The following is a 22,740-nucleotide window of genomic DNA, read 5'->3' on the forward strand; positions in this document are numbered from 1 at the left end:
TGTCATTCAGTTGAGGGCGCACATCGAGGTGCTGAGCTTCAAGGCGCTGGTGGGCACTCCGATGGGCTGGCCGTTGGCCACGCTCAGTGCGCATGCGTGGGCGCCGAGCACGAGTCCATCGCCGAGCTGCACGTTCTCGAGTTCGAAGGCGTAGCGCCAGCGCTGCGGTGCCGGTGCGCGGAAGAGCGCGACCACGCCCACGTGTGTGGCCTCGCGTGCCCAGCGCTCGCTGATGCGTTGCTGCTGGCCTGGCAGGAGCACGAGTTCGCGGCTCTCGATCAGCTCATCGCCAAGTGTGTCTTTTTCCAGCTTGTTGTTACCGAAGGTTTCTTGGGGGGCGTTGAGGAACGCTGTGGGGCCTCGCAGTTTGTAGACGCGCACCACCAGCGAGAGCGAGCGGCCTGCGGTGTCGACGTTGAGAGAGTCGCTCGCCGCGAGCTTGAGTGTCATCGGCCGAGCCGGCTTTGCGGCCTCGGGCAACTCGGGTGCTTTGGGCACTTCCGGCTTCTTGAAGCCGATGGTCTCGAGCGCCTTTTCTCCCATGTTGCCGAGCCCTTCGCCGAACTTCTGAGCGCCACCTTGAACGGTCTCGCAACCTGACAGCGCTATCGCTGCGAAGAGCAACATCACATGCGTGAGATGTCGGTGCCGTGATGGGTCTCGCGTGATCATGTGTAGGTCGTCGCAATGCTGCGAGCGGCGCAGTTTAAGGGCGCGTACATGCAGTTGCGCATGCCGCCCCTCAAGAGAGGGATGGCCCGTCAACATCGATGCGGTAACACTGCGTAAGCCTTGCGGACATTGCGAATTTTTGCGATTTAATTCGCGCCAGCAGAAGCTGGGCACACACCACCTAACGCCAAGCACACTCGCATCGCGAGTGATCAAGGGAGTAGTTTTCCAAATGTTCTCTGACAGTCGCCTTCAGCGGCCGTTGATGGCCTGTGCCTTTGCAGGCAGCCTCATCTTCCTCGGTGCTTGCGGCAGCACACCGGCGCCTGTGAAGGCGGTGCTCCCGCCCGGCTATGCAGACCTGATGGCCTCTGCAGAAGAGGCGCACCGCAAGGGCGGTGTGGTGGAAGCGATGGGCTTCTACGAGAAGGCTGCCAAGGCCGACCCCTCCAAGAAGCAGCCATGGGTGCGCATCGCCCAAGCACAGTTCGATGCTCGCAACTACGGCTCTGCCATTACTGCGTCGCAAGAAGTCCTGCTGCGCGACACCAGCGACGTGACGGCCAAGAGCATCATGGCCGTGAGCGGCCTGCGTGTGTCGGCCTATGCGCTCGATCAACTGCGCATGGCCAATGCGGTGGGTGGCAACACCCGCGAAGAGGCCCAGGCGCTCGCACGCATCATGCGCGACTCGCTCGGCGAATCGATTCTTCCGCCGGCGCCACCCGTGGCGGCAACTGCGCCAGAGAAACCCGCTGCTGCACGCCCTGCAAACGTCGCCACACCGCCGGCACGGCGCGCGCCTGTGGCGGCTCCCATGCCTGCGGCTGCACCTGAACCCAAACGCAACCCGTTCGACGCCCTCAAGGGTTGAGAACCCGGCGACCCATTTCGAGAGGACAACATGGCCAAGAAAGACAGTGTTCAAAAGCGTCTTGAACGCATTCGCCCCCCGCGGGTCCAGCTCTCCTACGACGTCGAGATCGGCGATGCGATCGAGAGCAAGGAACTTCCCTTCGTGATGGGCGTGCTCGGCGACTTCACCGGCCAGCAAGACCCCGACAAGCCGCTGCCCAAGCTGCGCGACCGCAAGTTCGTGAATGTCGACCTCGACAACTTCGACGAAGTGATGGAAGGCATGGCCCCCAAGGCCAGCTACCGCGTGAAGAACCGCCTGAGCCCCGAGGGTGGCGAGTTCGCCGTCAACCTCGACTTCAAGGCCCTCGACGACTTCTCGCCCGAGGCCGTGGTGCAGCAAGTGGAGCCGCTGCGCAAGCTGCTCGAAGCGCGCACCAAGCTCTCGGACCTGCGCAACAAGCTCGCAGGCAACGACAAACTTGAAGACGTGCTGAGCGATGTGCTCAGCAACACCGAGAAGCTCAAGCAGCTCGGTCAGGAAGCCGGCAAGGATCAGGAGTAAGCCATGAGCGCAGCAGCACAACAAGCCCAGGCGCAGGCCGCGGTCGCCGATGCACCCGGGCTGCTCGACGAGATCGTTTCGCAGAGCAAGGTGGCCAAGACGAGCACAGAGCACACCCGCGCGAAAGACATCATCGGCGAGCTCGTCAAGGAAGTGCTGCAAGGCACGGTGGTGGTCTCGGAGAACCTCTCTGCCACACTCGATGCCCGCGTGGCCGAGCTCGACCAGCTCATCTCGGCCCAGCTCAGCGAGGTGATGCACGCCGCCGAGTTCCAGAAGCTCGAATCCTCGTGGCGCGGCCTGCACTACATGTGCAAGCACACCAGCACCGGTGAGCAGATCAAGATCAAGGTGCTGAACGCCACCAAGAAGGAGCTGGTGCGTGACTTCAAGACCGCGATCGACTTCGACCAGAGCGCGCTCTTCAAGAAGGTCTATGAAGAAGAATTCGGCACCTTCGGTGGCTCACCGTTCGGCGCACTGATCGGCGACTTCGACATCGGCCGCCAAGCCGAAGACATGTATTTCACCGAGCAGATGGCCCACGTGGCGGCTGCTGCACATGCGCCGTTCATCTCGGCCGCCTCGCCCGAGCTGTTCGGCCTCGAGACCTATACCGATCTCGGCAAGCCGCGCGACCTCGCGAAGGTGTTCGACACCGTCGAATACGCCAAGTGGAAGTCCTTCCGCGAGTCCGAAGACTCCCGCTACGTGGCGCTCACGCTGCCGCGCTTCCTCGGCCGCCTGCCGTTCAACCCGAAGGATGGCCTCACAACCGAAGGCTTCAACTTCGTGGAAGACGTGACCGGCGCCGACCACAGCCGCTACCTCTGGATCAACACCGCCTACGCCTTCGGTGCGCGCCTCACGGCGGCGTTCGAAACCTACGGCTGGTGCGCAGCGATCCGCGGCGTCGAAGGTGGTGGCCTGGTGGAAGACCTGCCGACCCACACCTTCAAGACCGACGAAGGCGAAGTGGCCCTCAAGTGCCCCACCGAGATCTCGATCACCGATCGCCGCGAGAAGGAGCTGAGCGATCTCGGTTTCATCCCGCTGGTGCACTGCAAGAACACCGACTACGCAGCGTTCTTCGGCGCCCAGTCGGCGCAGAAGCCGAAGAAGTACGACAGCCCCGCTGCCAACGCGAACTCGGTGTTGTCGGCCCAGCTGCAGTACATGTTCTCGGTGTGCCGCATTGCGCACTACCTGAAGGCCATGATGCGCGACAAGATCGGCAGCTTCGCCTCGGCTGACAACGTCGAGATCTTCCTGAACAAGTGGATCCAGCAATACATCACGACCGACGACATGGCAACGCCGGACGTGAAAGCCCAATTTCCGCTGCGCGAAGCGCGTGTGGAGGTGTCGGAGGTCCCGGGCAAGCCCGGCACCTATCGCGCCGTGTCGTTCATTCGTCCGCACTTCCAGTTGGACGAATTGACAGTGTCCCTGCGCTTGGTTGCGGAGCTTCCGCAATCGGCCAAGGGTTGATCATCTAAAAGGAGCGGATAAGAAATGAAAGACATTTACGTTGACTTCAAGGCGGGCGGCATCAAGGGTGACAGCAAGGACAGCACCCACGCTGGCACGGTGGAAGTCACTTCCTTCAGCCACGAGATCCGTCAGCCGAAATCGGCGACCTCGTCGACCGCCGGTGGCCACACCTCGGAACGTGTCGAGCACGGTGAAATGATTTTCACCAAGGACATCGACTTCGCGTCGCCGGCGCTGCTCGTGGCCTGCTCCTCGGGTACGGTGATCAAAGACGTGGAAATCCACTTCTACCGCGCCTTCGGCTCCAACACCGCAGGTGGCACCCAGAGCCGCAAGAAGTACTGGGCGATCAAGCTGAAGAACGTGATCGTTGCTTCGGTTGCGAACGTCATCAGCGGCGAAGGCCTGCCGGGCGAGACCTTCAGCCTGAAGTACTCGGCCATCGAGTGGAGCTACGACGAAATCAAGGTCGATGGCAGCCAAGGCAACAAGATGACCAAGCAGTGGAACCTGCAAAACAACACCCCGACCTTCGCCTAAAGCGAATCGCCGTGTGAAGAGGGCGAGCACTGCTCGCCCTTTTTTGCGCCCGGTTCGCGTGCGATGCCCATGCAGCGCTTTACCCCGTCATTGTTCGAGCGCCTGTTCGACGACCATTCGTCGTCTGGCGCCGATCACCTGTTGCGTGGCCTCACCATCGAGCAGATGAAGGCGAGCGTGGCGCGCGATCTCGAGGCCCTGCTCAACAGCCGTCTTGGTGTGCAGGCCGACATGACCGCCGGCTTCCCGCATGCGAGGTCGTCCATCCTCACGTTCGGCCTGCGCGATTTCGCCGGCATGAGCTTCGAGAGCCATCTCGACCAGCAAACCATCTGCGAGGCGATCAGCCAGACCATCGAGCGGCACGAGCCACGCCTGCGCAACGTGTCGGTCGAACTCAACAACCCCGACAAGCACCTGCAACTGCTCAACTTCGCGGTGAAAGCCATGCTGGTGCTCGACCCGGCCTATGAGCCGGTGAGCTTCGACGCCTTTCTGCAGCCGATGACGCAGAAGTACGACGTGGCCCTCTCGGGGCGCTGAGCTCCGGCTTTCAGACCGACCTCGGCATGGACGAACTTCTCCCGCACTACGAACGAGAACTCGCCTTCCTGCGTGAAGACGTGAAGGGCTTCGCCGCGCGTTACCCCAAGGTGGCGGGCCGCCTGCAGCTCGCAAGCGGGATCGCGGAAGACCCCCACGTCGAGCGGCTGATCCAGTCGTTTGCCTTGCTCGCAGCACGCGTCCACAAGCGCTTGGACGACGACTTCCCGCTCGTCACCGAATCGCTGCTCGACGTGCTCTACCCGCATTACCTGCGGCCGTTTCCGTCGTGCTCGATTGCGCAGTTCGATCTCGGCTCCGCTGCCGGGCAGATGAGCGCCGCGGCTGCCGTGCCGCGCGGCACCTTGCTGAACACCCGCGCCGTGCGGGGCGTGGCCTGCAAGTTCCGCACGGCCTATCCGCTGTCGCTGGCACCGGTGCGAGTGGCTTCGGCAAGCTATCGCAACACGATTGCAGCTCCCGAGGGCACGCGGGTGCCTTCGTCGGCCACGTCGGTGATCTCGATCCAGCTCGAACTCACTTCGCCGCGCGCCAGCTGGGCGGTGGTGGGCGAGCGGCTGCGTGTGTACCTCGACGGCGAGCCGTCGCAGGTGAGCGCACTGCGCGAGGCGCTGTGCGAGAAGGTGGTCGCGGTGATGCTGCAGGCCACGCCGCATGGACCGTGGACGGCGGGCCCCCGGTCCGAGCGGCCGAGCCTCGTGGGCTTCGGTGACGACGAAGCGCTGATCGACTACGACGAGCGCTCGCACCCGGCCTATCGCCTGCTGACCGAATACTTCGCATTCCCCGACAAGTTCAACTTCGTCGACCTGCCCTTGCCCTTGGCGTCGGTGCCCGGCTTGCTGCCGGTCGGCGATGAAGTCACCGCGCGGCCGAGCCGCATCACCTTGCATCTCGTGCTCTCGGGGCTGCGCAGCGACTCCGACCAGGCGCGCCTGCTCGAATCCATCTCGGCCGATAGTTTTGCGCTCGGCTGCACGCCGGTCGTCAACCTCTTCAAGCAAAACGCCGATCCCATCCGCGTGACGCACACCGCCGCGCGCTACCCGGTGGTGGTCGACGCGCGCAAGGCGTTTGCCTACGAGGTCTACTCGGTCGATCGCGTGTTCCGCGTCAAGCAGACGCCGCACGGCGAGTCGGTCGACGAGTTCCGCCCCTTCTTCTCGCTGTACCACGACGACCTGCTCGGCGAGGGCGATGAGCTCGGCGAGCGCCCGCCAGGCCGCTACTGGCACGTGCAGCGCGACGAGATGCTGGCCGACGCGAGCCCGGGCTATGAAGTCGAGATGTCGATCGTCGACGTGGACTTCGAACCCACCGCTCCCCAGGTCGACACACTCTCGCTTCAGGTCACCGCGACCAACCGCGACCTGCCGAGCCAGCTCAGCTTCGGTACGCCGGGCGGCGATCTCTTCATCGAAGGGGGCAGCGTCGCACGAGAAATCCGCATGCTGCGCAAGCCCACGTCGACCCACCGTATCGAGCGCGGTCGCGGCAGCCTGTGGCGGCTGGTGTCGCACCTGTCGCTCAACCACCTGTCGCTCAGTGGGCGGGGTGTCGAGGCTTTGAAGGAAATGCTGCGCCTGTATGACCTGCCCCAAGACGCCGCGAATCGGCGGCAGGTCGACGGTGTCACGTCGATCGAGTTCGTGCCGGCCACCGCGTGGCTGACGGGCGAGCCCTTCGCCACTTTCGTGCGCGGCACGGAGGTGCGGGTGGTCGTCGATGAAGAGAGCTACGTGGGCACCGGCCTGCACCTTTTCGCCAGCATGCTCGACCGCTTCTTCGGGCTGTATGTGCACATCAACAGCTTCACCAAGCTGACACTGATCTCGGCGCGCACCCGGCAGCCGCTCATCACATGCCCACCCCGCAACGGCGCGACGGCCCTGGTCTGATCGACCAGCTGTTCGAGGACCCGCACCGCTTCGAGTTTTTCCAGGCGGTGAGGCTGCTCGAGCGCACGCTGACGGCGCAGCATGGACCGAGCGCCGACCTGCTGCCGCCGCAATTGCGCTTTCGCAACTCGTCGTCGCTGTCGTTTCCTGCCAGCGAGATCGAGTCGCTGAAAGTTCGGTGGAAGCAATCGGAAGACGAGGCGGCCGGCGCAGCGCCCGAGATCGATGGCATCGACATCACCCCGGCCTTCATGGGCCTGCTCGGCGTGGCCGGTGCACTGCCGTATGTCTACACCGAGCAGATCGCCCAGCGCGAGCTGTACCAGAAGGACTTCGCCGCGCGAAGCTTTCTCGACCTCTTCAGCAACCGTGTGCTCGCGCTCTTCTACCAAGCCTGGAAGAAGAGCCGCCTGCAACTCCAGTACGAAACCGACCGCCGCAACCGCTTCGCCCCGATGGTGCTGGCGCTCGCCGGCCTGGGCCAAGCGCCGCTCCACGATCGGTTGAAGCCGGAAGCCGGTGGCGTGAACGATGAAGGCCTCGCTTTCTTCGCAGGCGCCTTGCAGCAGCGCACGCTGTCGGCGCAGCAGCTGCAGCAGCTGCTGTCGCGCTACCTCAAGGTGGCGGTGCGCATCGAGCAGTTCTGTGGCCGCTGGTACACGCTGCCACCCGATGCCCGCACGGTGCTCGGCCTGAGCGGCGGGCAGTTGGGGCGCAACGCGCTGTCGGGCGAGCGTGTGTGGCAGCGCGACCTGCGCGTGCGGGTCGTGCTGGGCCCGCTCGACCATCGCATGTTCCAACGCTTCCTTCCCGGCGCGCCCGGTGCCACCGCGCTGCGTGAGCTGCTCACGCTGCTGAGCGGCGTGAGCCTCGAGTACGAGATCAAGATCGTGCTGCGTGCCGACGCGGTCCACAGCAGCTCGCTCGGCTCGGGCCGGTCTCCCCTGGCCGGCCGCCTGGGCTGGGACACCTACTTGCAGACCCGCCCGTCCACCACCGATCGGTCGGACGTGCGCTACGACATCCACGCGGCTGCCGCCTGAGCGGCCACGGCCACAACCATCACATACATCGCTGTCATCCCTGCCCATGTCCACCAACCTCAAGACCCTAATCTCCAAGCTGAACGACACGACGCGCCGCGCCGCCGAGCGGGCTGCCAGCCTGTGCATGGCCCGCGGCAACTACGAGGTCGACATCGAGCATCTGTTCCTTGCGTTGCTCGAGAGCCCGCAAGGCGACCTGGCGCTCCTGTGCAAGCGCTTCGGCATCTCGGCCACCGAGCTGCAGCGAGACCTGGAGAACGAGATCTCCCGCTTCAAGACGGGCAATGGCCGCACGCCGGTGTTTTCTCAACACCTGCCCGTGCTGCTGGAGCACGCGTGGTTGATCGCTTCGCTCGAATCGCACACCAGCCGCATCCGCGGGGCGCACCTGCTGCTTGCGCTGCTGACCGAGCCGAGCCTGAGCCAGCTGGCGTTCCGCGGCTCCAAGCTCTTCGTCAAGTTCAAGCTCGACGAACTCAAGCACAAGCTGAGCGAGCTGACCCAAGGCTCGCAGGAAGCGGCCGAGTCGGTGCGCGCGGCCGATGCACCGGCAGCCGACAGCGAAGCCGATGCCGCCGAGCAGGCGGCGGCCCCTGGTGGCAAGACACCCGCGCTCGATCAGTTCACCACCAACCTCACCCAGCGTGCGCGCGACGGCAAGGTCGACCCGGTGATCGGCCGCGACCCCGAGATCCGCCAGTGCATCGACATCCTGATGCGCCGCCGCCAGAACAACCCCATCCTCACCGGCGAGGCGGGTGTGGGCAAGACAGCGGTGGTGGAGGGGCTCGCGCTGCGCATCGCGCAGGGCGACGTGCCACCCCCGCTGCAAGGCGTGGAGTTGCACACCCTTGACATGGGCCTGTTGCAGGCCGGCGCATCGGTGAAGGGCGAGTTCGAGAACCGCCTGAAGAACGTGATCGACGAGGTGAAGAAGAGCCCGCACCCCATCATCCTGTTCATCGACGAAGCCCACACCATGATCGGCGCCGGCGGCCAGGCCGGCCAGAACGACGCGGCCAACCTGCTCAAGCCCGCGCTCGCCCGCGGCGAGTTGCGCACGGTCGCGGCCACGACCTGGAGCGAGTACAAGAAGTATTTCGAAAAAGATGCGGCGCTCGCCCGCCGCTTTCAGGTGGTGAAGGTCGAAGAGCCCAGCGAGCCGCTCGCTGCCGCCATGCTGCGCGGCATGGCGCCGCTGATGGAGAAGCACTTCAACGTGCGCCTCTTCGACGAAGCCATTACCGAGGCCGTGCGTCTCTCGGCCCGCTACATCAGTGGCCGCCAGCTGCCCGACAAGGCGATCAGCGTGCTCGACACCGCCTGCGCCAAAGTGGCGCTGGGCCAGAACGCCACGCCGTCGATCATCGAAGACACCCAGCGCCAGCTCGAGCGCCTCGGCGCGGAACGTGAAGCGCTGCTGCGCGAGCAGGCGGCGGGCGCCGACCATGCCGTGCGCCTGGGCGAGCTGAACGACCTGCGCCAGCAACTCACCGACCAGGCTGGCGCGCTCAAGTCGCGCTGGGAGCGCGAGAAGGCGCTCGTGGCGGAAATCCGCGAGATGCGCAGCCAGCTGGAATCTGCACCTGCTCCGGTGCCCTCCGATGCCGCGGCTGGCGAGCCCAAGCCCAAGGCGAAGTCGACCAAGGCGGCGAAGGCCTCGACCCCCGAGCAAGCCGCGCTGCAAGCCAAGCTCGCCGAGCTGGAGCAGCTGCAAGGCGAGAGCCCGATGGTGCCGATGCAGGTCGATGGCACCGTGGTGGCCGAGATCGTCGCCGCGTGGACGGGCATTCCGCTTGGCAAGATGGTCAAGGACGAGATCAAGACCGTGCTCGGCCTGCTGCCCACGCTGAAGGAACGCATCATCGGCCAGGACCACGCCCTCGAAGCCGTGGCCCAGCGTGTGCGCACCGCACGCGCGAACCTCGAAGACCCGAACAAGCCCAAGGGCGTGTTCATGTTCGTTGGCCCCTCGGGTGTGGGCAAGACCGAGACCGCGCTGGCGCTGGCCGACGTGCTCTACGGCGGCGAGCGCAACATGATCACCATCAACATGAGCGAGTACCAGGAGTCGCACACCGTGAGCGGCCTCAAGGGCTCGCCTCCGGGGTACGTGGGCTACGGCGAAGGCGGCGTGCTGACCGAAGCCGTGCGCCGTCGCCCTTACAGCGTGGTGCTGCTCGACGAAGTGGAGAAGGCCCACCCCGACGTGCTGGAGATGTTCTTCCAGGTCTTCGACAAGGGCGTGATGGACGACGCCGAGGGCCGCGAGATCGACTTCCGCAACGCGGTGATCATCCTCACCAGCAACGTCGGATCGCAGACCGTGATGCAGGCCTGCCTGAACAAGCCCGCCGAAGAACTGCCCGATGCCGACGCCCTGGCCGAGCACCTGCGCCCGCAGCTCTACAAGGCCTTCAAGCCGGCGTTCCTCGGCCGCATGAAGGTGGTGCCGTACTACCCCATCTCCGACGACGTGCTCGAGCAGATCATCCGCCTCAAGCTCGACCGCATCGCCACCCGTGTGTCGACCAACCACAAGGCGCAGTTCGACTACGACGACGGGCTCGTCGACGCGGTGCTCGCGCGTTGCACCGAGGTCGACACCGGCGCCCGCGCGGTCGACCACATCCTCAACGGCACGCTGCTGCCCGAGATCGCCGAGAGCGTGCTCGCCCGCATGGCGGAAGGGCAGGCCATCAGCCGCATCAAGGTCAGCGCCGGCAAGGACGGGAAGTTCAAGTACAGCGTCAAGTAAGGGTGCGGTGGTTACCAATGTTTACCTGCCGGAGTGTTGCTTCGTCCCTCTGAGGGATTGCCTGTACGAGTGGGGCGCAGGGATGATTCACCCCCGGCGATAAGTGCCCGAGAGTCCGTAGCGCAACTCCCTCATGTCTGCCTTGTCTGCCGTTCAATCCGTGGTGCAAGCCGTGCTGGCGGCCCTGGGGCCCAACCAGAACCAGCGGCTGCTGAGGCTGCACACGCCGCTCGGCCCCAACGTGCTGCTGGCCGAGCGCCTGCTCGGCACTGAAACCATCGGCCCGCGTGCGCCTGGCGTTACGCCATCCGCAGGCTTCAAGTTCGACGTGCTTGCGCTGAGCACCAATGCGCACCTCCGCCTCAAAGACCTCATCGGCCAACCCGTCCGCATCGACCTGCTCACCGGGCAGAGCCTCACGGCGCTGCGCCCGTTCCACGGCCACGTGACCGCTTTCGCGCTGCTCGGCAGCGATGGAGGTCTGGCACGCTACAAGCTCACCATCGAGCCGTGGCTGAGCGTGCTCGCGCATCGGCAAGACGCCTGGGTCTTCCAGGACAAGACCGTGATGGAGATCCTCGATGAGGTCTTCGCCGACTACCAGGCTCAAGGCAAGCTCGCGCCCGCATGGCGCTGGGAGCTGGCCGACGCCAGCGTCTACGCCCGCCGCAGCCTGTGCATCCAGTACCACGAGAGCGACCTCGCGTTCGTGCAGCGCCTGATGGCCGAGGAAGGGCTCTTCTGCTGGTTCGAGCACGAAGCCTCGGAAGGCGACACGCTGGGCCAGCACACCCTGGTGATTGCCGACCACAACGGCTGCTTCAAGCCCAACGCGCAATCACGGGTTCGCTACACCCAGAGCGCCTCGGCGAGTTTCAAGGAAGACAGCATCACCCGGTTCGACGAAGCCCGGCGCGTGGCGCCCACGGTACTGTCGGCCGCCAGCTGGGACCATCGCTCCGTCTCGCAGCCTGCTGCTGAAGCCGCGGGCGATGAACGCATCTCTGCCGAGGCCCTGGCCCTGGCACTGCGCGACCAGCCAGGCGCCTACGCCTACGAGACAGCCTCCCAGGCCGAGCGCCTGGTGCGCCGGCACCTCGAAGCCGTGCAGGCCCCGGCCTGTCGGTACCAAGGCGAAGGCGCGTTGCGCCAGGCCGCCTGCGGCACCACCTTTACGCTCGCCGAACACCCGAGCGTGGCGGCCACCGATCAGTGGGTCATGCTCACGGTGCAGCACCGCGCGCGCAACAACATCACCGCCGATCTGTCGACGAGCCTGCAATCCCTCCTCGGCAAGATTCCGCAGGCGTTCGGTGAAACGCAGGGCGAGCAGGAGCTCAAGCGCGCCGAGCGGCCCAGCCTCTTCAGAGGCCCGGCCAATGCGACTGCCGAGCCCCTGTACCTCGCGCGCTTCTTTGCGCAAGACGCCGGCCTGCCGGTGCGCGGCACGCCGTGCCGCAACGAGCAGGGCGATCTGACGTTCGTGCGACCCAAGGTCGTCGGAACGCAGACGGCCATCGTCGTGGGCGTGGGCGAGCCGGTGCACACCGATCGCGACGGCCGCATCAAGATCCAGTTCCATTGGCAGCGCGGCACCCAGAGCGCACTGCGGCTGGACCATCCCTCGGGCAGCAACGCACCCGGTGACAACAGCACCGGCACCTGGGTGCGGGTGGCGCAGCCCTGGGCGGGCGCCAACTGGGGCGGCCATTTCACTCCGCGCCTGGGCCAGGAGGTGCTGGTCAGCTTCATCGAAGACGACATTGACCGCCCCGTGGTGATCGGCAGCGCCTACAACGGCGCGGGCAGTGCCGATGCGCAGGGCAACCAGGTGAGCGCCGGGGCCGGCACGGCGACAGGCAACGCAGCGGCGTGGTTCCCTGGCACCCAGAAAGCGGGCGAGCTGGAAGGGCATCAGCACCCCCACGTGCTGGCCGGCTTCAAGAGCCAGAGCCTGGAGGCCAGTGCGAGCGGCACCGGGGGCTACAACCAACTGGTGTTCGATGACACGCCGGCCCAGGCGCGAGCGCAGCTGTCGAGCACCACTGCCTCGAGCTGGCTGCAGATCGGGCACCTGCTGCAGCAGAACGACAACCAGCGGCTGGCCAAGCGCGGGCATGGGCTCGACCTCAGCACTACCGCCTATGGGGCGGTGAGGGCGGGGGCGGGCCTTTACCTGAGTGCCGATGCGCGAGCTCAGGGCAGCCAGGCAGGCGCTCAACCGGCCGACGCCCGTGCTGCGGTGGCGCAGCTGGAGTCCGCCGCGGAGCTGACGCAGACCCTGAACGAGACGGCGCAGAAGCACAACGCCAAGCTGAGTGGCGAGCCGGAGCCGAAGGATCTGCCGGTCCACAAAGGCCAGCAGTCCAGCATCGAGAGCCTTCAAAGCGACGACAGCCGCGGCGATGCGGCTTCGTCTGACGGCAACGCCCAGATCGCTGCCATTAAGGGTGGTGCAGGCCGCGTGAGCGCCTGGTCACGCCCAGAGCTGCTCGTCAGCGCACCGGGCGGCGTCGGTGCGGCGACACCTGCACACGCGGTGCTGAGCGCCGGCACCCACGCGAGCTTGAGCGCAGGTCAGGACATCAACCTCGAAAGCCAGCGCAATATGGCGTTGGCTGTGAAATGCGGTTTAACCTTTTTCACCTACGGCAAGGCTCAGGACAAGGACAAACCCAACGCCGAGATCGGCATGCAGCTGCATGCCGCGAGCGGCAATGTGAGCGTGCAGGCACAGGCTAACACCTTGCACCTCACGGCGGACAGGGCGGTGCGCGTGTCGAGCGTGACCAACGCGATCACGATGGGGTCGCCCAAGCATGTGTTGCTGACAGCGGGTGGGGCAAGCTTGCGGATCGCCAGCGGAAGCATCACGTTCACCACCAGCGGGCCGGCGCAGTTCAAGGCGGCGATGAAAGAGCTGACGGCTGCCGAAAGCGCGTCGGTTCCGAGCTTGCACTTCGGCGTCGCCCCTTTCCCGAAGCACTACCTGCGCTTTGTTGCGCGAGACGCCTCAGGCAAGCCCCTGGCGAACAAGGCCTACGCAATGATGATGCCGGATGGAACCACTCGAACGGGTACGACTGATGCCTCGGGTAGAACCGAACAGGTGTTGACCGATGGGCCGAAGCGAATCGGCATATTCATTGAGGACGCAGAGCACGAAGGCTTCCACGTCTCGGAGCAGTCGTAAAAGGACCGGCAGGACTGAGGGAGCGCCACGCCATGGCCACGGGGAAATTCAGGCTTCACTACAAAGACGGCAACGTCGACCACCCTTGCGCGAACGTTCACTACGAGGTTACTTCGCCAGGTGGTGTGATCGTCGCTTCCGGTGCCACTGATTCGCAGGGAGAGACCGCGGTCTTTGCCTCTTCCCCTGGCGCCGGTACTTATGTGCTCACCGTGCGCGAGAGCGGAGGAGGCTGGGGCAAGCCCGACCTCTATGCCGGTTCTGACAATCAGCCCGAGATCGAACTTGGTGATTTGGCTGACAAGAGTGCGAAGACCAAGATTCTTCGCGTCAAGCCGTACTTCAAGATTCGATTCCACACGCACCCCGATCGCAAGCCAATCGCGGGTGCCAAGTTCACGGCCCATGCGCTCGATGCAGACGGCAAGCGTGCTGTAGCTCGAGAACTGGATCGGTCGAGCCCCATCACCGGCGCGACTGACGGCAAAGGCGAGACCGGCGTCATCTTTTGTGCGAGCAAGGCCATCTTCAGCTTCGTGTTGCCCAACACCGGCGGCAAGATCAGTGTTCAAACGAAGATGCTGGCGCCGCAGATCAAGGGGCAAGACCAGCCTACTTACGAATTCCCATTCAAAACAGCCGTGGCCACCACGGGCCCTGACCCTGCCAAGCAGGTCGACATGGCTGGCAAGAAGAGCCTGCCTGTTCTGATTTCGCCTGCGGATGACGAGCTCATCATGGTTCCGCAGAGCGACTTCGATGAATTCGAGGAAATGAGTGGTCGCCTTGAGAAGATCATGGCTGCGGCCCATCTGGCGAAACTCGATCTGAGCCGGGCCCTCGAATCGCAAACGAAGTCGGAAATCGCTGCAGCTGAGAAGGCTCTAGGGTTGGCTGAGGACAAAGTCAAGTCGGAGCTCAACAAGAACTTTTCGAAGCTCGCCAGCCTGAAGGAGGTGGTGACCCTCGAGTCGTTCAACAAGAGCGGCACCAAAGGCGAAACGGACATGGGGTTTCGTCGCCGCTATCTGAAGACCGACAAGTACCTTGAGCTGAAGAACAAGCGCATCAACAAGACGGAATACAAGCTCTCCGTCAAGTTCTCGGGGCCGGCGGGGACGAAGGCGAGCGGAAGTGTCTCGCCGAAATCGCTCGACGTGCAGGCGCTAAAGAAGTCTTTCGAAAAGATCACCACCAGCATCAAGTCGAGCAAGGAGTGGAAGACCGATCCCAAGGTGCTCAATCTTCTTGACTTGGCTGGCAACGAGTACGCCGACACCCTCGTCAAGAGCGAGAGCTATGAAGTCGATGCGCAGGCGCAGTGGCTTCGTTTCGTGGGCGGTGCTGGCGCGAGTGGCGAGGTCGACTGGAAAAAGAAGAAGGCTCAGCTGCAAGGCAATCTGCAGGCCAAGCTGGTGCTCTGCGAAGGCAAGACCACGGCGCGTTGGGCCACGCCATCGCTCAAAGGCTGGATGATGAGTTTTGGCGGTGAGGACCTGGGTGCCTTGCGCTTCGTGTTGGAGTGCGAGTTGTATGGATTCGCCGGCGCAAAGGTCGTGGCGAGCGGTACTGTGGGTGTCACCCTCGAAGGCGGCAAGCAGGTCATGCATGCCATCAAGAACGACGGCAAAGACAGTCTGAGTGGGGCGATGGATCCCAAGAGCCGTCTGCCGAAATTCGAGCCCGACAGCCCCTACGCCAAGATGCCTGCGGACCTCAACGGGGTGAAGGCCGAACTAGACGCCTTTGCGGGTGTGGAGGCAGGCATTACACCGGCAGGCAAGATCCAATGGTTGCCTCCTCGCCAGAAGGACTTCGTCAGCTTCGCCGAGATCTCCGGTACGTTGGCTGGCAATGCCGGCATCGGCGCAGGTGCACAGCTTTATATCTACATGGCCGAAGGCAAATTCCGCGTTCGCGTGGCTGCCAAGTTGTGCTTTGGCTTGGGTGCCAAGGGCTCGGTCGATTTCACCGTCAATGCTGACAAGATCGACCAATTCGTTGAATGGGTTGCGTACCAGCTTCTGCACGTAGGCTTCAGGAAGCTTGTCTACTTCGCCGAAGCCGCGTTTGCGGTGCTGTCTCGGCTGCTGTTACTTTGCGTGGCGCATGGCTCTCCGGAGGCCAAGGCCATCGAGGCATGGGCGTCGAACATCGACAATGCCTTCCGCACCTACATTGATGCGCTGGAACTGGCAAAGACTCGCCGCGAGATGGTCGACAACATCAACCGCGTCCCGCCTTGGCTGGTATACGCGACCCCGGAAACGCGTGGCATGTTGCTGTACCAGATCACTCGCCATGGCACACCCAGCCATCAGCGCGATTTGCCTACCGCGAAAGAGAGCTCTCTTTTCGATCCGCAGATCCACTATCTTCCCGATCACAAGGAGGCCGTGTGCAAGATCATGGAAGGTGTGCAGACGGCGCGTGAGTGGTCCAACGTCATGGAGCACATGTCTTTGCGGGGGAGCAAGGTCACCGATCCCGGCAAGCGTGAAGGCGATGTGGTCCGCTTTCTCAACAACGGGATTTCGCTCGCAGACTTGTCTCCAGTGATGGCGACCATGAATCAGGCGTCAGTGGCACACCCCGAGGACAAAGCACCCAAGACAGGGAACTTTTACCTCGACCGCTATCTGAAGAAGCGCAACGCCCTGCTCGATCTGTTCCCGAAAGGCCACACCGTGGCACAGGTGTCACACGGGATATACGGAGGTGGTTCAGCGTTTGGCCAGATTCACACCCGCGGAATCGGCGAAGCCATGCTCGGAGATCCTGGCTCGAATGTTGGCTGATCGCTAGGTGTCATGCGCAAACTAACTGCTGCGTGCAGGGGCGCCTGTAGAGTCGCCGCTATCGGGCACCGGAAACGCGAGATGGGTGATTGACCACGCACCGAGCTGCCGTGTCTGGCGTCATGTTCGTTTCCGGGTCAGGCTTGAAGGTGACAGGGTTGACCTTGGGAGGATTGGGATGGCGGTGATGGCGAGCGAAGCTCATGCCATCTCCGGCGGCCAACCCTTCCCCGGCCTGATGGCTGAAGCTGCGCAGCACCTTTTCCTGACCTGCTGCGGGGCCGCTGGGGTTCTTTTCCACCGACGCGGCATAAAACTTCGGGTCGTACCAATCGACCATCCACTCGAAGCCGTCGGTCACCATGTCATGGAGACCCAGCGGTGTTGCAGGAAACTGCCCGAGGGCAAGAGACGGGCCGGGGAAATCGAGATCTTGCTTGCTGAGGTAGGCCTCGATCTGAGCTTGGCTCCAGATGTTGCGACCACCTTCGATCTTGCCGTTGTCAGTGGCGTACAGCAGCATCTGACCACGGTTGCGGGCGGCGTACTCCCATTGCGCCTCGGTCGGGAGGTCCATCGGCAGCTTGAGTTGGCGACCCAACCATTGGCAATAGTCGCGCGCTTCCTGCCAGGCCAAGCCGGCCGCCGCATCGGCGCGGCGAACCTTCTTCGTCACTCGGTCCATGCCGACCGGAGGCTTGCCGGTCGCGGCGCTGTAGACATCATGGTCAGCGTAGGTTGTCTTGTAGGCACTCAGCGAGAAGCTGTCGACACTCACCTTGTGCGGCGGCTTGTTGTCCGCCGCAGGCGAGTAGGGCAACTTGTCAGGGCTGTGAATGGTGCCGAAGTCACCCATCTGAAAAGTCCCACCTTCGATGAAGCGAAAGTTCTTGAGCGTCTTGTCGAGCAGAGCGCGCACCTGGGGCGTCGTGACCCCAGATGCCGCCGCAGGGGAGACTGCTTCGGCTCGGCAAAAGGGCGCTGCGTAAGCCACCGCCAGCGCACCAACAATGATCGCGATTCGCATGAGCATCAAGGAAAGAAAGAACGATGATTGCATCTTATGCGCCCGGCAATGACACGCGGAACCAACTGGTGAGGGACTGTGAGGCAGCGCGTGTGCATCAGCTGGCTCGCTCGCGGTGCTTGAGTTTTTTTCGTGTGGCGGCACGCATCGGAGGCCTGCTGCTAGTTGGGTTTCTCCCAGTCTTTGCCACATCGTTGGCGGCGCAGGACGTCCTTTCACTGCCGAGCTATGCACCCGTTGTCGACGAAATCGGCGCGCTGGCGGATTCGCAAAAACAGGCGATCACGGCCAAGCTCCGCGCGTTTGAAGACACCTACGGAGCACAGGTCGCCGTGGTGGTGGTGGCGAGCACCAAGCCCGAGCCGATCGAGGACTACGCCAACCGCTTGGCCAACACCTGGAAATTGGGCCGCAAAGGCATTGGCGATGGCGTGCTGATGATCGTCGCGCGAGACGACCGACAGGTGCGTGTCGAGGTGTCTCGCGCCCTGGAAGGTGCACTTCCTGATCTTGCGGTGAAACGCGTGCTCGCAGAAGTCGTCATCCCTCCCTTGAAGAACGGTGATCTTCTCGGGGCGATTGACGTAGGCGTGGATGCCTTGCTGTACCAGATGGCAAGCGAGGAGAAGGGGCAAGTGAGCAAGCCGCCCAGCAAGTTGGAGCGCTTCATTAGTGCCCATCCGCGCCAGACTGCCTGGGCTGGTGGGATCGTGGGTGGTGCCACATTCATTCTGCTGATGGGCGTGGCACTTGCCCGGATGGGACACGGCATCGCGATCATCTTTCTTTGCGTTGCCGCGGTGATGGCCGTGATCACCGGTCGCCAATATCACCTGAATTCTGTAGAACCGCTCTTGGGCTTGACGCTCTTCTTCGGCGCATTCTTCCTCTGGGGTGTCGTGTCGCTGATTCTTTTCGGGCGCAAGTCGTCACCAACGGTCGCCGCCGGCCAAGCTAGCTCAGGTCAGGACATGGAGCCTCCACTGCGCGAAACGGACATGTCCTCTCCCTCCTCGGCCGGATCTGATGATGCCAAGGCCCACCGAAGCGGAGGCGGGGGTGACTACGCCGGTGGCGGAGCCACCGATCGTTGGTAAAGCGGCTCGATGAAGGCGTTGTCCTACATACGCGCGGATCACTCCGGCGACAGACAGAGCCGCTGCGAGGCATAGGCTGCTGCGCAGCCGTCATTGAGCCGAGAGGAGAGCACCATGGCCCACACCGAATCCGTTCGAGAGCGCCGGCATTTTTCGATGCTGCGCGGCTTCCACCTCGCCGATTTCGTCACGCTTGGCAACGCCGCTTGCGGCACCGTATCGGTTTTTCTGGCGATGGCCTTCATGAACTCGCATGCGTTGCAGCAGTTCTACGCCGCCGCGGTGATGGCACCACTGGCCTTGCTGTTCGATGTGCTCGATGGCCGCATCGCACGCTGGCGCCAGACGCACTCGGCGCTCGGCCGGGAGCTCGATTCGCTTGCCGACATTGTCTCCTTCGGTGTGGCCCCCGCCGCGCTGGGCTTCGCGGCTGGCCTGCAGGGCGGGTGGGATGTGCTCGCGCTCGTCTACTTCGTCTGCTGCGGCGTCTCGCGCCTCGCGCGCTACAACGTGACGGCCGAGTCGCTGTCGGGTGACGATGCGAAGGTGCGCTACTTCGAAGGCACGCCCATCCCGACGAGCGTGCTGCTGGTCGGCGTGTTGGCGTTGGCCGCGTGGATGGGTGCACTGGGTGAAGACCTGTGGGGAGGCGCTTGGCAGCTCGGCCCGTGGGTCCTGCACCCGCTGTCGCTGATGTACGTGCTCTCCGGCACGCTCATGGTCAGCAAGACGCTGCACATCCCCAAGCTTTGACTTCGGGGCGTGCAGCGCGTCTGCTTACAGCCGCTCGAAGATCGCGGCGATGCCCTGCCCACCACCAATGCACATCGTCACCAGCGCATAACGCCCCTGCGTGCGCTGCAGCTCGTACAGCGCCTTCACGGTGATGATCGCGCCAGTCGCCCCCACCGGGTGCCCGAGCGAGATGCCTGAGCCGTTGGGGTTGACCTTCGCCGGGTCGAGGCCGAGGTCCTTGCTCACGGCGCAGGCCTGGGCGGCGAACGCTTCGTTCGCCTCGATGACGTCAAGGTCCGACACCTTCAGCCCCGCCTTCTCCAGCACCTTGCGCGTGGCCGGCACTGGGCCGATGCCCATGTACAGCGGGTCGACACCCGCGTGCGCGTAGGCCACCAGCCGCGCCATCGGCTTGCACCCACGGCGCTCGGCTTCGGCGCGCTCCATCAGCACCAGCGCTGCGGCACCGTCGTTCACACCCGACGCATTGCCGGCGGTCACCGTGCCGCCATCCTTCTTGAACGCGGGCTTGAGCTTGGCCATGTCGTCGAGCTTGGCGTTGAAGCGCACATGCTCGTCGGTGTCGAAAGTGACGGGGCCCTTGCGGCTCTCCTGCATCACGGGAACGATCTGCTCCTTGAAGTAGCCGGCTTCGATGGCCTTCTGCGCGCGTCGGTGGCTCTCGAGTGCCGCTTCATCCTGCTGGCCGCGGCTGATGTCCCACTTGGCGGCCACGTTTTCGGCGGTGATGCCCATGTGCACGTTGTGGAAGGGGTCGTGCAGCGCGCCGACCATCATGTCGACCATCGTGGCGTTGCCCATGCGCGCGCCGAAGCGTGCTTGCGGCATCGAATAGGGGCCGCGGCTCATGCATTCGGCACCGCCTGCCACCGCGATCTCGGCATCGCCAAGCAGGATGCTTTGCGCCGCGCTGACCACCGCCTGCAGGCCCGAGCCGCAGAGGCGGTTGACGGTCAGCGCGGGCGTGTCTTGCCCGATGCCGCCTTCGATGGCGGCCACGCGCGCCATGTACATGTCGCGCGGCTCGGTGTTGATGACGTGGCCGAAGACGACGTGGCCCACTTCCTTGCCTTCGACCTTCGCGCGGGCCAATGCCTCGCGCGTGACGGTGGCGCCCAGCTGCGTCGGCGTCACGTCTTTCAGCGCGCCGCCAAACGTCCCGATGGCGGTGCGCACACCGCTCACGACCACGACTTCTCTTTTCATGTTGAGCCTCGATAGGGTTACAGGGGAGAAGCCGCATTGTGAACATACCGACAATGCACGCTCGTCCATTCAACCCATCGAACGACCATGAATGACAGCTGCATCGTGATCACCGGCGCTGCCGGTGCGCTGGGCCAGGCGGTGGCGCAGCATTTCCTCTCAGCCGGCCACAAGCTGGGCCTGCTCGACCATGACGCGCAGCGCCTGCGCACCGTGTTCGGCGCACCCGCAGGTGCGGTGCTGCACGCCGCCGACGTGACCTCCGCCGACAGCGTGAGCGCGGTGATTGCCCAAGTGCTGCAGGCCCACGGCCGCATCGATGCGCTCGTGCACGTGGCCGGCGGCTTCGAGATGGGCGAGGGTGTGCACCAGATCACCCGCGCCTCGTGGGACCGCATGATGAACCTCAACGCCTGGTCGTTCGTGGCCCTCACGCAGGCCGTGGTGCCGGTGATGCAGCGCCAGGGCGGAGGCCGCATCGTCGCCGTCTCGGCGGCCGCGGCCCGCGAAGGCGCGGCCCTGAAGGGCGCCTACGCTGCCTCCAAGAGCGCGCTGCAGCGGCTGGTGGAATCGCTCTCGCACGAAGTGCGGGCGCAAGGCATCGCGGTCAACAGCGTGGCCCCCACCACGCTCGACACACCGGCGAACCGCGCTGCCATGCCCGACGCCGACCGCTCCGCCTGGGTGCCGCTCGACGTGGCCGCGCAGGCCATTGCCTTTCTCGCCACGCCGGCCGGTGCCGCCGTGCATGGGCAACACGTTCAACTCGGGAGTGCCTGATCCATGTCCAGCCCTTCGACCCTCGCTCGCACTACGCTCGGTGAGCTGCAAGGCCTGCACGACGGTGGCGTGAGCGCCTGGCTCGGCGTGCCGTATGCGCAGCCGCCGGTGGGTGCGCGGCGCTTCAAGGCGGCTGCTCCGGTGCAGCCGTGGCAAGGCGTGCGCGACGCCACCAGCTTCGGCGCGGCCTGCCCGCAGAAGGTGATGGGCAGCATGAAGTCGCTCGGGCCCGCGCTCGACGAAGACTGCCTCACGCTCAACATCTGGAGCCCCGCGGCCGATGGCAGGAAGCGCCCGGTGATGGTGTGGATCCACGGCGGTGCGTTCCTGCTCGGTAGCGCACGCGCCTACACCGGCGCGCACCTCGCGGCGCAGGGCGACATCGTCGTCGTCGCGATCAACTACCGGCTCGGTGTCTTCGGCTTCGTGAATTTCGGCGAAGCGCTGGGTGACGATCGCATCGAGAGCAACCTCGGCCTGCGCGACCAGATGCTCGCGCTGAAATGGGTGCGCGACCACATCGCTGCGTTTGGCGGTGACCCGGCGCAAGTCACCATCGCCGGTGAATCGGCCGGCTCGATGTCGGTCTCGCTGCTGATGCATGCGCAGGAGGCGCGCCCGCTCTTCCACCGCGCCATCATGCAAAGCGGTGCGCTGAGCCTGATCCACGACCGCGAAACCAGCCGCCAGGTGGCCCAGCTCTACCTCGACCACCTCGGCGTGAAGACGCTGGAGGAACTGCAGGCCTTGCCGGTGCAAGCCTTGCAGGCCGCGCAAGAGGCCGTGCATCAGCAGGTGCCGCAGACCATCCCCGCGGCGCCCTGGTACGACGGCGCGCTGCTCCCTGCGTCGCTCGAAGACGCACGCCGGGCGCCCACGCCCGAGATCCCGCTGCTGGCCGGCTACAACCGCGACGAGATCCGCTTCTTCGAGCTGTGGCGCGGCGTGGCCGATGTGTTCCTGTCACGCGAACGCATGCAGGCGGTGTTGCAGCGCCAGCTCGGCGACGGGTTTGCGGCGCAGGTGCTGGCCGCCTACCCCGAGTCGAAAGACGGCCGGCGCCGTCTCGGCACGCACATGAGCTTTGCCATGCCGACGCTGCATTTCGCCGAGCGCCATGCGGTGCGGCACCCGACGTGGTTCTACCGGTTCGACCGCGGGCACCCGCTGCTGGGCGCGCTGCACGCCATCGAGCTCTTCTACCTGTGGGACATGAAAGGCCCGCTGCCGCTGATGCTGCGCGGCGGGCCGCTCTGGGGCAGCCGCCGCGCGCTGGCCACGCGCTTGCGCAGCCACTGGATCCGTTTCGTGCGCGAAGGCCGGCCCGACGACGGCTGGAGGCCCTTCGACACTTCGCGCCGCGCCACGCTGGTGTTCGGCCGGCGCGATCGAATGGTGGATGACCCGGAGGGGCCACATCGCGAGGTGTGGGCCGCGCAAGACAGCGGGCCCGGCATGGTGACGCTCGGCAGCGCCTGAGGCGCTGCGGCA

Annotated in this window: 17 protein-coding genes; 14 read left to right on the forward strand and 3 right to left on the reverse strand. The window is 64.7% G+C overall.

Features of this window, described 5'->3' with window-relative positions; all coding sequences use genetic code 11:
* Positions 1-6: 6 nt before the first annotated feature.
* Positions 7-627 (reverse strand): type VI secretion system lipoprotein TssJ, encoded by a 621-nt coding sequence (gene tssJ, locus KF892_23060; protein MBX3627908.1) that lies wholly within the window; start codon positions 625-627, stop codon positions 7-9.
* 409 nt (positions 628-1,036) lie between these two features.
* On the opposite strand from tssJ, the gene KF892_23065 reads away from it, so the two are divergent.
* From KF892_23065 to KF892_23110, 10 genes are all read left to right on the forward strand, one after another.
* On the forward strand, positions 1,037-1,546 hold the full coding sequence (locus KF892_23065) for a hypothetical protein (GenBank protein ID MBX3627909.1): 510 nt from the start codon (positions 1,037-1,039) through the stop codon (positions 1,544-1,546).
* A gap of 30 nt (positions 1,547-1,576) precedes the next feature.
* Entirely contained in the window at positions 1,577-2,092 is a 516-nt protein-coding gene (tssB, locus tag KF892_23070; protein ID MBX3627910.1) for a type VI secretion system contractile sheath small subunit, read from the forward strand.
* A 3-nt stretch (positions 2,093-2,095) separates the two neighbouring features.
* Entirely contained in the window at positions 2,096-3,583 is a 1,488-nt protein-coding gene (tssC, locus tag KF892_23075) for a type VI secretion system contractile sheath large subunit (protein MBX3627911.1), read from the forward strand.
* Positions 3,584-3,607: 24 nt separating this feature from the next.
* Positions 3,608-4,126 carry a type VI secretion system tube protein Hcp gene (locus KF892_23080; protein MBX3627912.1) on the forward strand — a complete coding sequence of 173 codons (519 nt, stop codon included), beginning with the start codon at positions 3,608-3,610 and terminating at the stop codon, positions 4,124-4,126.
* Positions 4,127-4,195: 69 nt separating this feature from the next.
* Complete coding sequence (gene tssE, locus KF892_23085) at positions 4,196-4,669, forward strand: type VI secretion system baseplate subunit TssE (protein MBX3627913.1); 474 nt, start codon at positions 4,196-4,198, stop codon at positions 4,667-4,669.
* A gap of 26 nt (positions 4,670-4,695) precedes the next feature.
* Positions 4,696-6,588 carry a type VI secretion system baseplate subunit TssF gene (gene tssF / locus KF892_23090; GenBank protein ID MBX3627914.1) on the forward strand — a complete coding sequence of 631 codons (1,893 nt, stop codon included), beginning with the start codon at positions 4,696-4,698 and terminating at the stop codon, positions 6,586-6,588.
* On the forward strand, positions 6,552-7,631 hold the full coding sequence (gene tssG, locus KF892_23095; protein ID MBX3627915.1) for a type VI secretion system baseplate subunit TssG: 1,080 nt from the start codon (positions 6,552-6,554) through the stop codon (positions 7,629-7,631). Before tssF ends, tssG begins: the two co-directional genes overlap by 37 nt.
* A gap of 46 nt (positions 7,632-7,677) precedes the next feature.
* On the forward strand, positions 7,678-10,392 hold the full coding sequence (gene tssH / locus KF892_23100) for a type VI secretion system ATPase TssH (protein ID MBX3627916.1): 2,715 nt from the start codon (positions 7,678-7,680) through the stop codon (positions 10,390-10,392).
* A 133-nt stretch (positions 10,393-10,525) separates the two neighbouring features.
* Positions 10,526-13,585 carry a type VI secretion system tip protein VgrG gene (locus tag KF892_23105; protein ID MBX3627917.1) on the forward strand — a complete coding sequence of 1,020 codons (3,060 nt, stop codon included), beginning with the start codon at positions 10,526-10,528 and terminating at the stop codon, positions 13,583-13,585.
* Between the two features lie 32 nt (positions 13,586-13,617).
* Positions 13,618-16,383 carry a hypothetical protein gene (locus tag KF892_23110; protein ID MBX3627918.1) on the forward strand — a complete coding sequence of 922 codons (2,766 nt, stop codon included), beginning with the start codon at positions 13,618-13,620 and terminating at the stop codon, positions 16,381-16,383.
* Positions 16,384-16,441: 58 nt separating this feature from the next.
* Here the strand turns inward: KF892_23110 and KF892_23115 are convergent, their stop codons facing one another.
* Positions 16,442-17,443 carry an SUMF1/EgtB/PvdO family nonheme iron enzyme gene (locus tag KF892_23115; GenBank protein MBX3627919.1) on the reverse strand — a complete coding sequence of 334 codons (1,002 nt, stop codon included), beginning with the start codon at positions 17,441-17,443 and terminating at the stop codon, positions 16,442-16,444.
* On the opposite strand from KF892_23115, the gene KF892_23120 reads away from it, so the two are divergent.
* Positions 17,434-18,507, forward strand: a complete 1,074-nt coding sequence (locus tag KF892_23120; protein MBX3627920.1) for a TPM domain-containing protein — start codon at positions 17,434-17,436, stop codon at positions 18,505-18,507. The genes KF892_23115 and KF892_23120 overlap by 10 nt on opposite strands.
* A 114-nt stretch (positions 18,508-18,621) precedes the next feature.
* Positions 18,622-19,260, forward strand: a complete 639-nt coding sequence (locus KF892_23125; protein ID MBX3627921.1) for a CDP-alcohol phosphatidyltransferase family protein — start codon at positions 18,622-18,624, stop codon at positions 19,258-19,260.
* Positions 19,261-19,284: 24 nt separating this feature from the next.
* On the opposite strand, the gene KF892_23130 is transcribed toward KF892_23125, so the two are convergent.
* Positions 19,285-20,469: an acetyl-CoA C-acyltransferase family protein gene (locus KF892_23130; protein MBX3627922.1), complete on the reverse strand. Its 1,185-nt coding sequence runs from the start codon at positions 20,467-20,469 to the stop codon at positions 19,285-19,287.
* Between the two features lie 87 nt (positions 20,470-20,556).
* On the opposite strand from KF892_23130, the gene KF892_23135 reads away from it, so the two are divergent.
* Both KF892_23135 and KF892_23140 read left to right on the forward strand, forming a co-directional pair.
* Positions 20,557-21,249, forward strand: coding sequence for an SDR family oxidoreductase (locus KF892_23135; protein MBX3627923.1), 693 nt, complete (start codon positions 20,557-20,559; stop codon positions 21,247-21,249).
* Between the two features lie 3 nt (positions 21,250-21,252).
* Positions 21,253-22,728: a carboxylesterase/lipase family protein gene (locus tag KF892_23140; protein MBX3627924.1), complete on the forward strand. Its 1,476-nt coding sequence runs from the start codon at positions 21,253-21,255 to the stop codon at positions 22,726-22,728.
* The last annotated feature ends 12 nt before the right edge of the window (positions 22,729-22,740 follow it).

Origin of the sequence: Rhizobacter sp. (assembly GCA_019635355.1) — a bacterium.
Taxonomy (GTDB): Bacteria; Pseudomonadota; Gammaproteobacteria; order Burkholderiales; family Burkholderiaceae_C; genus Rhizobacter.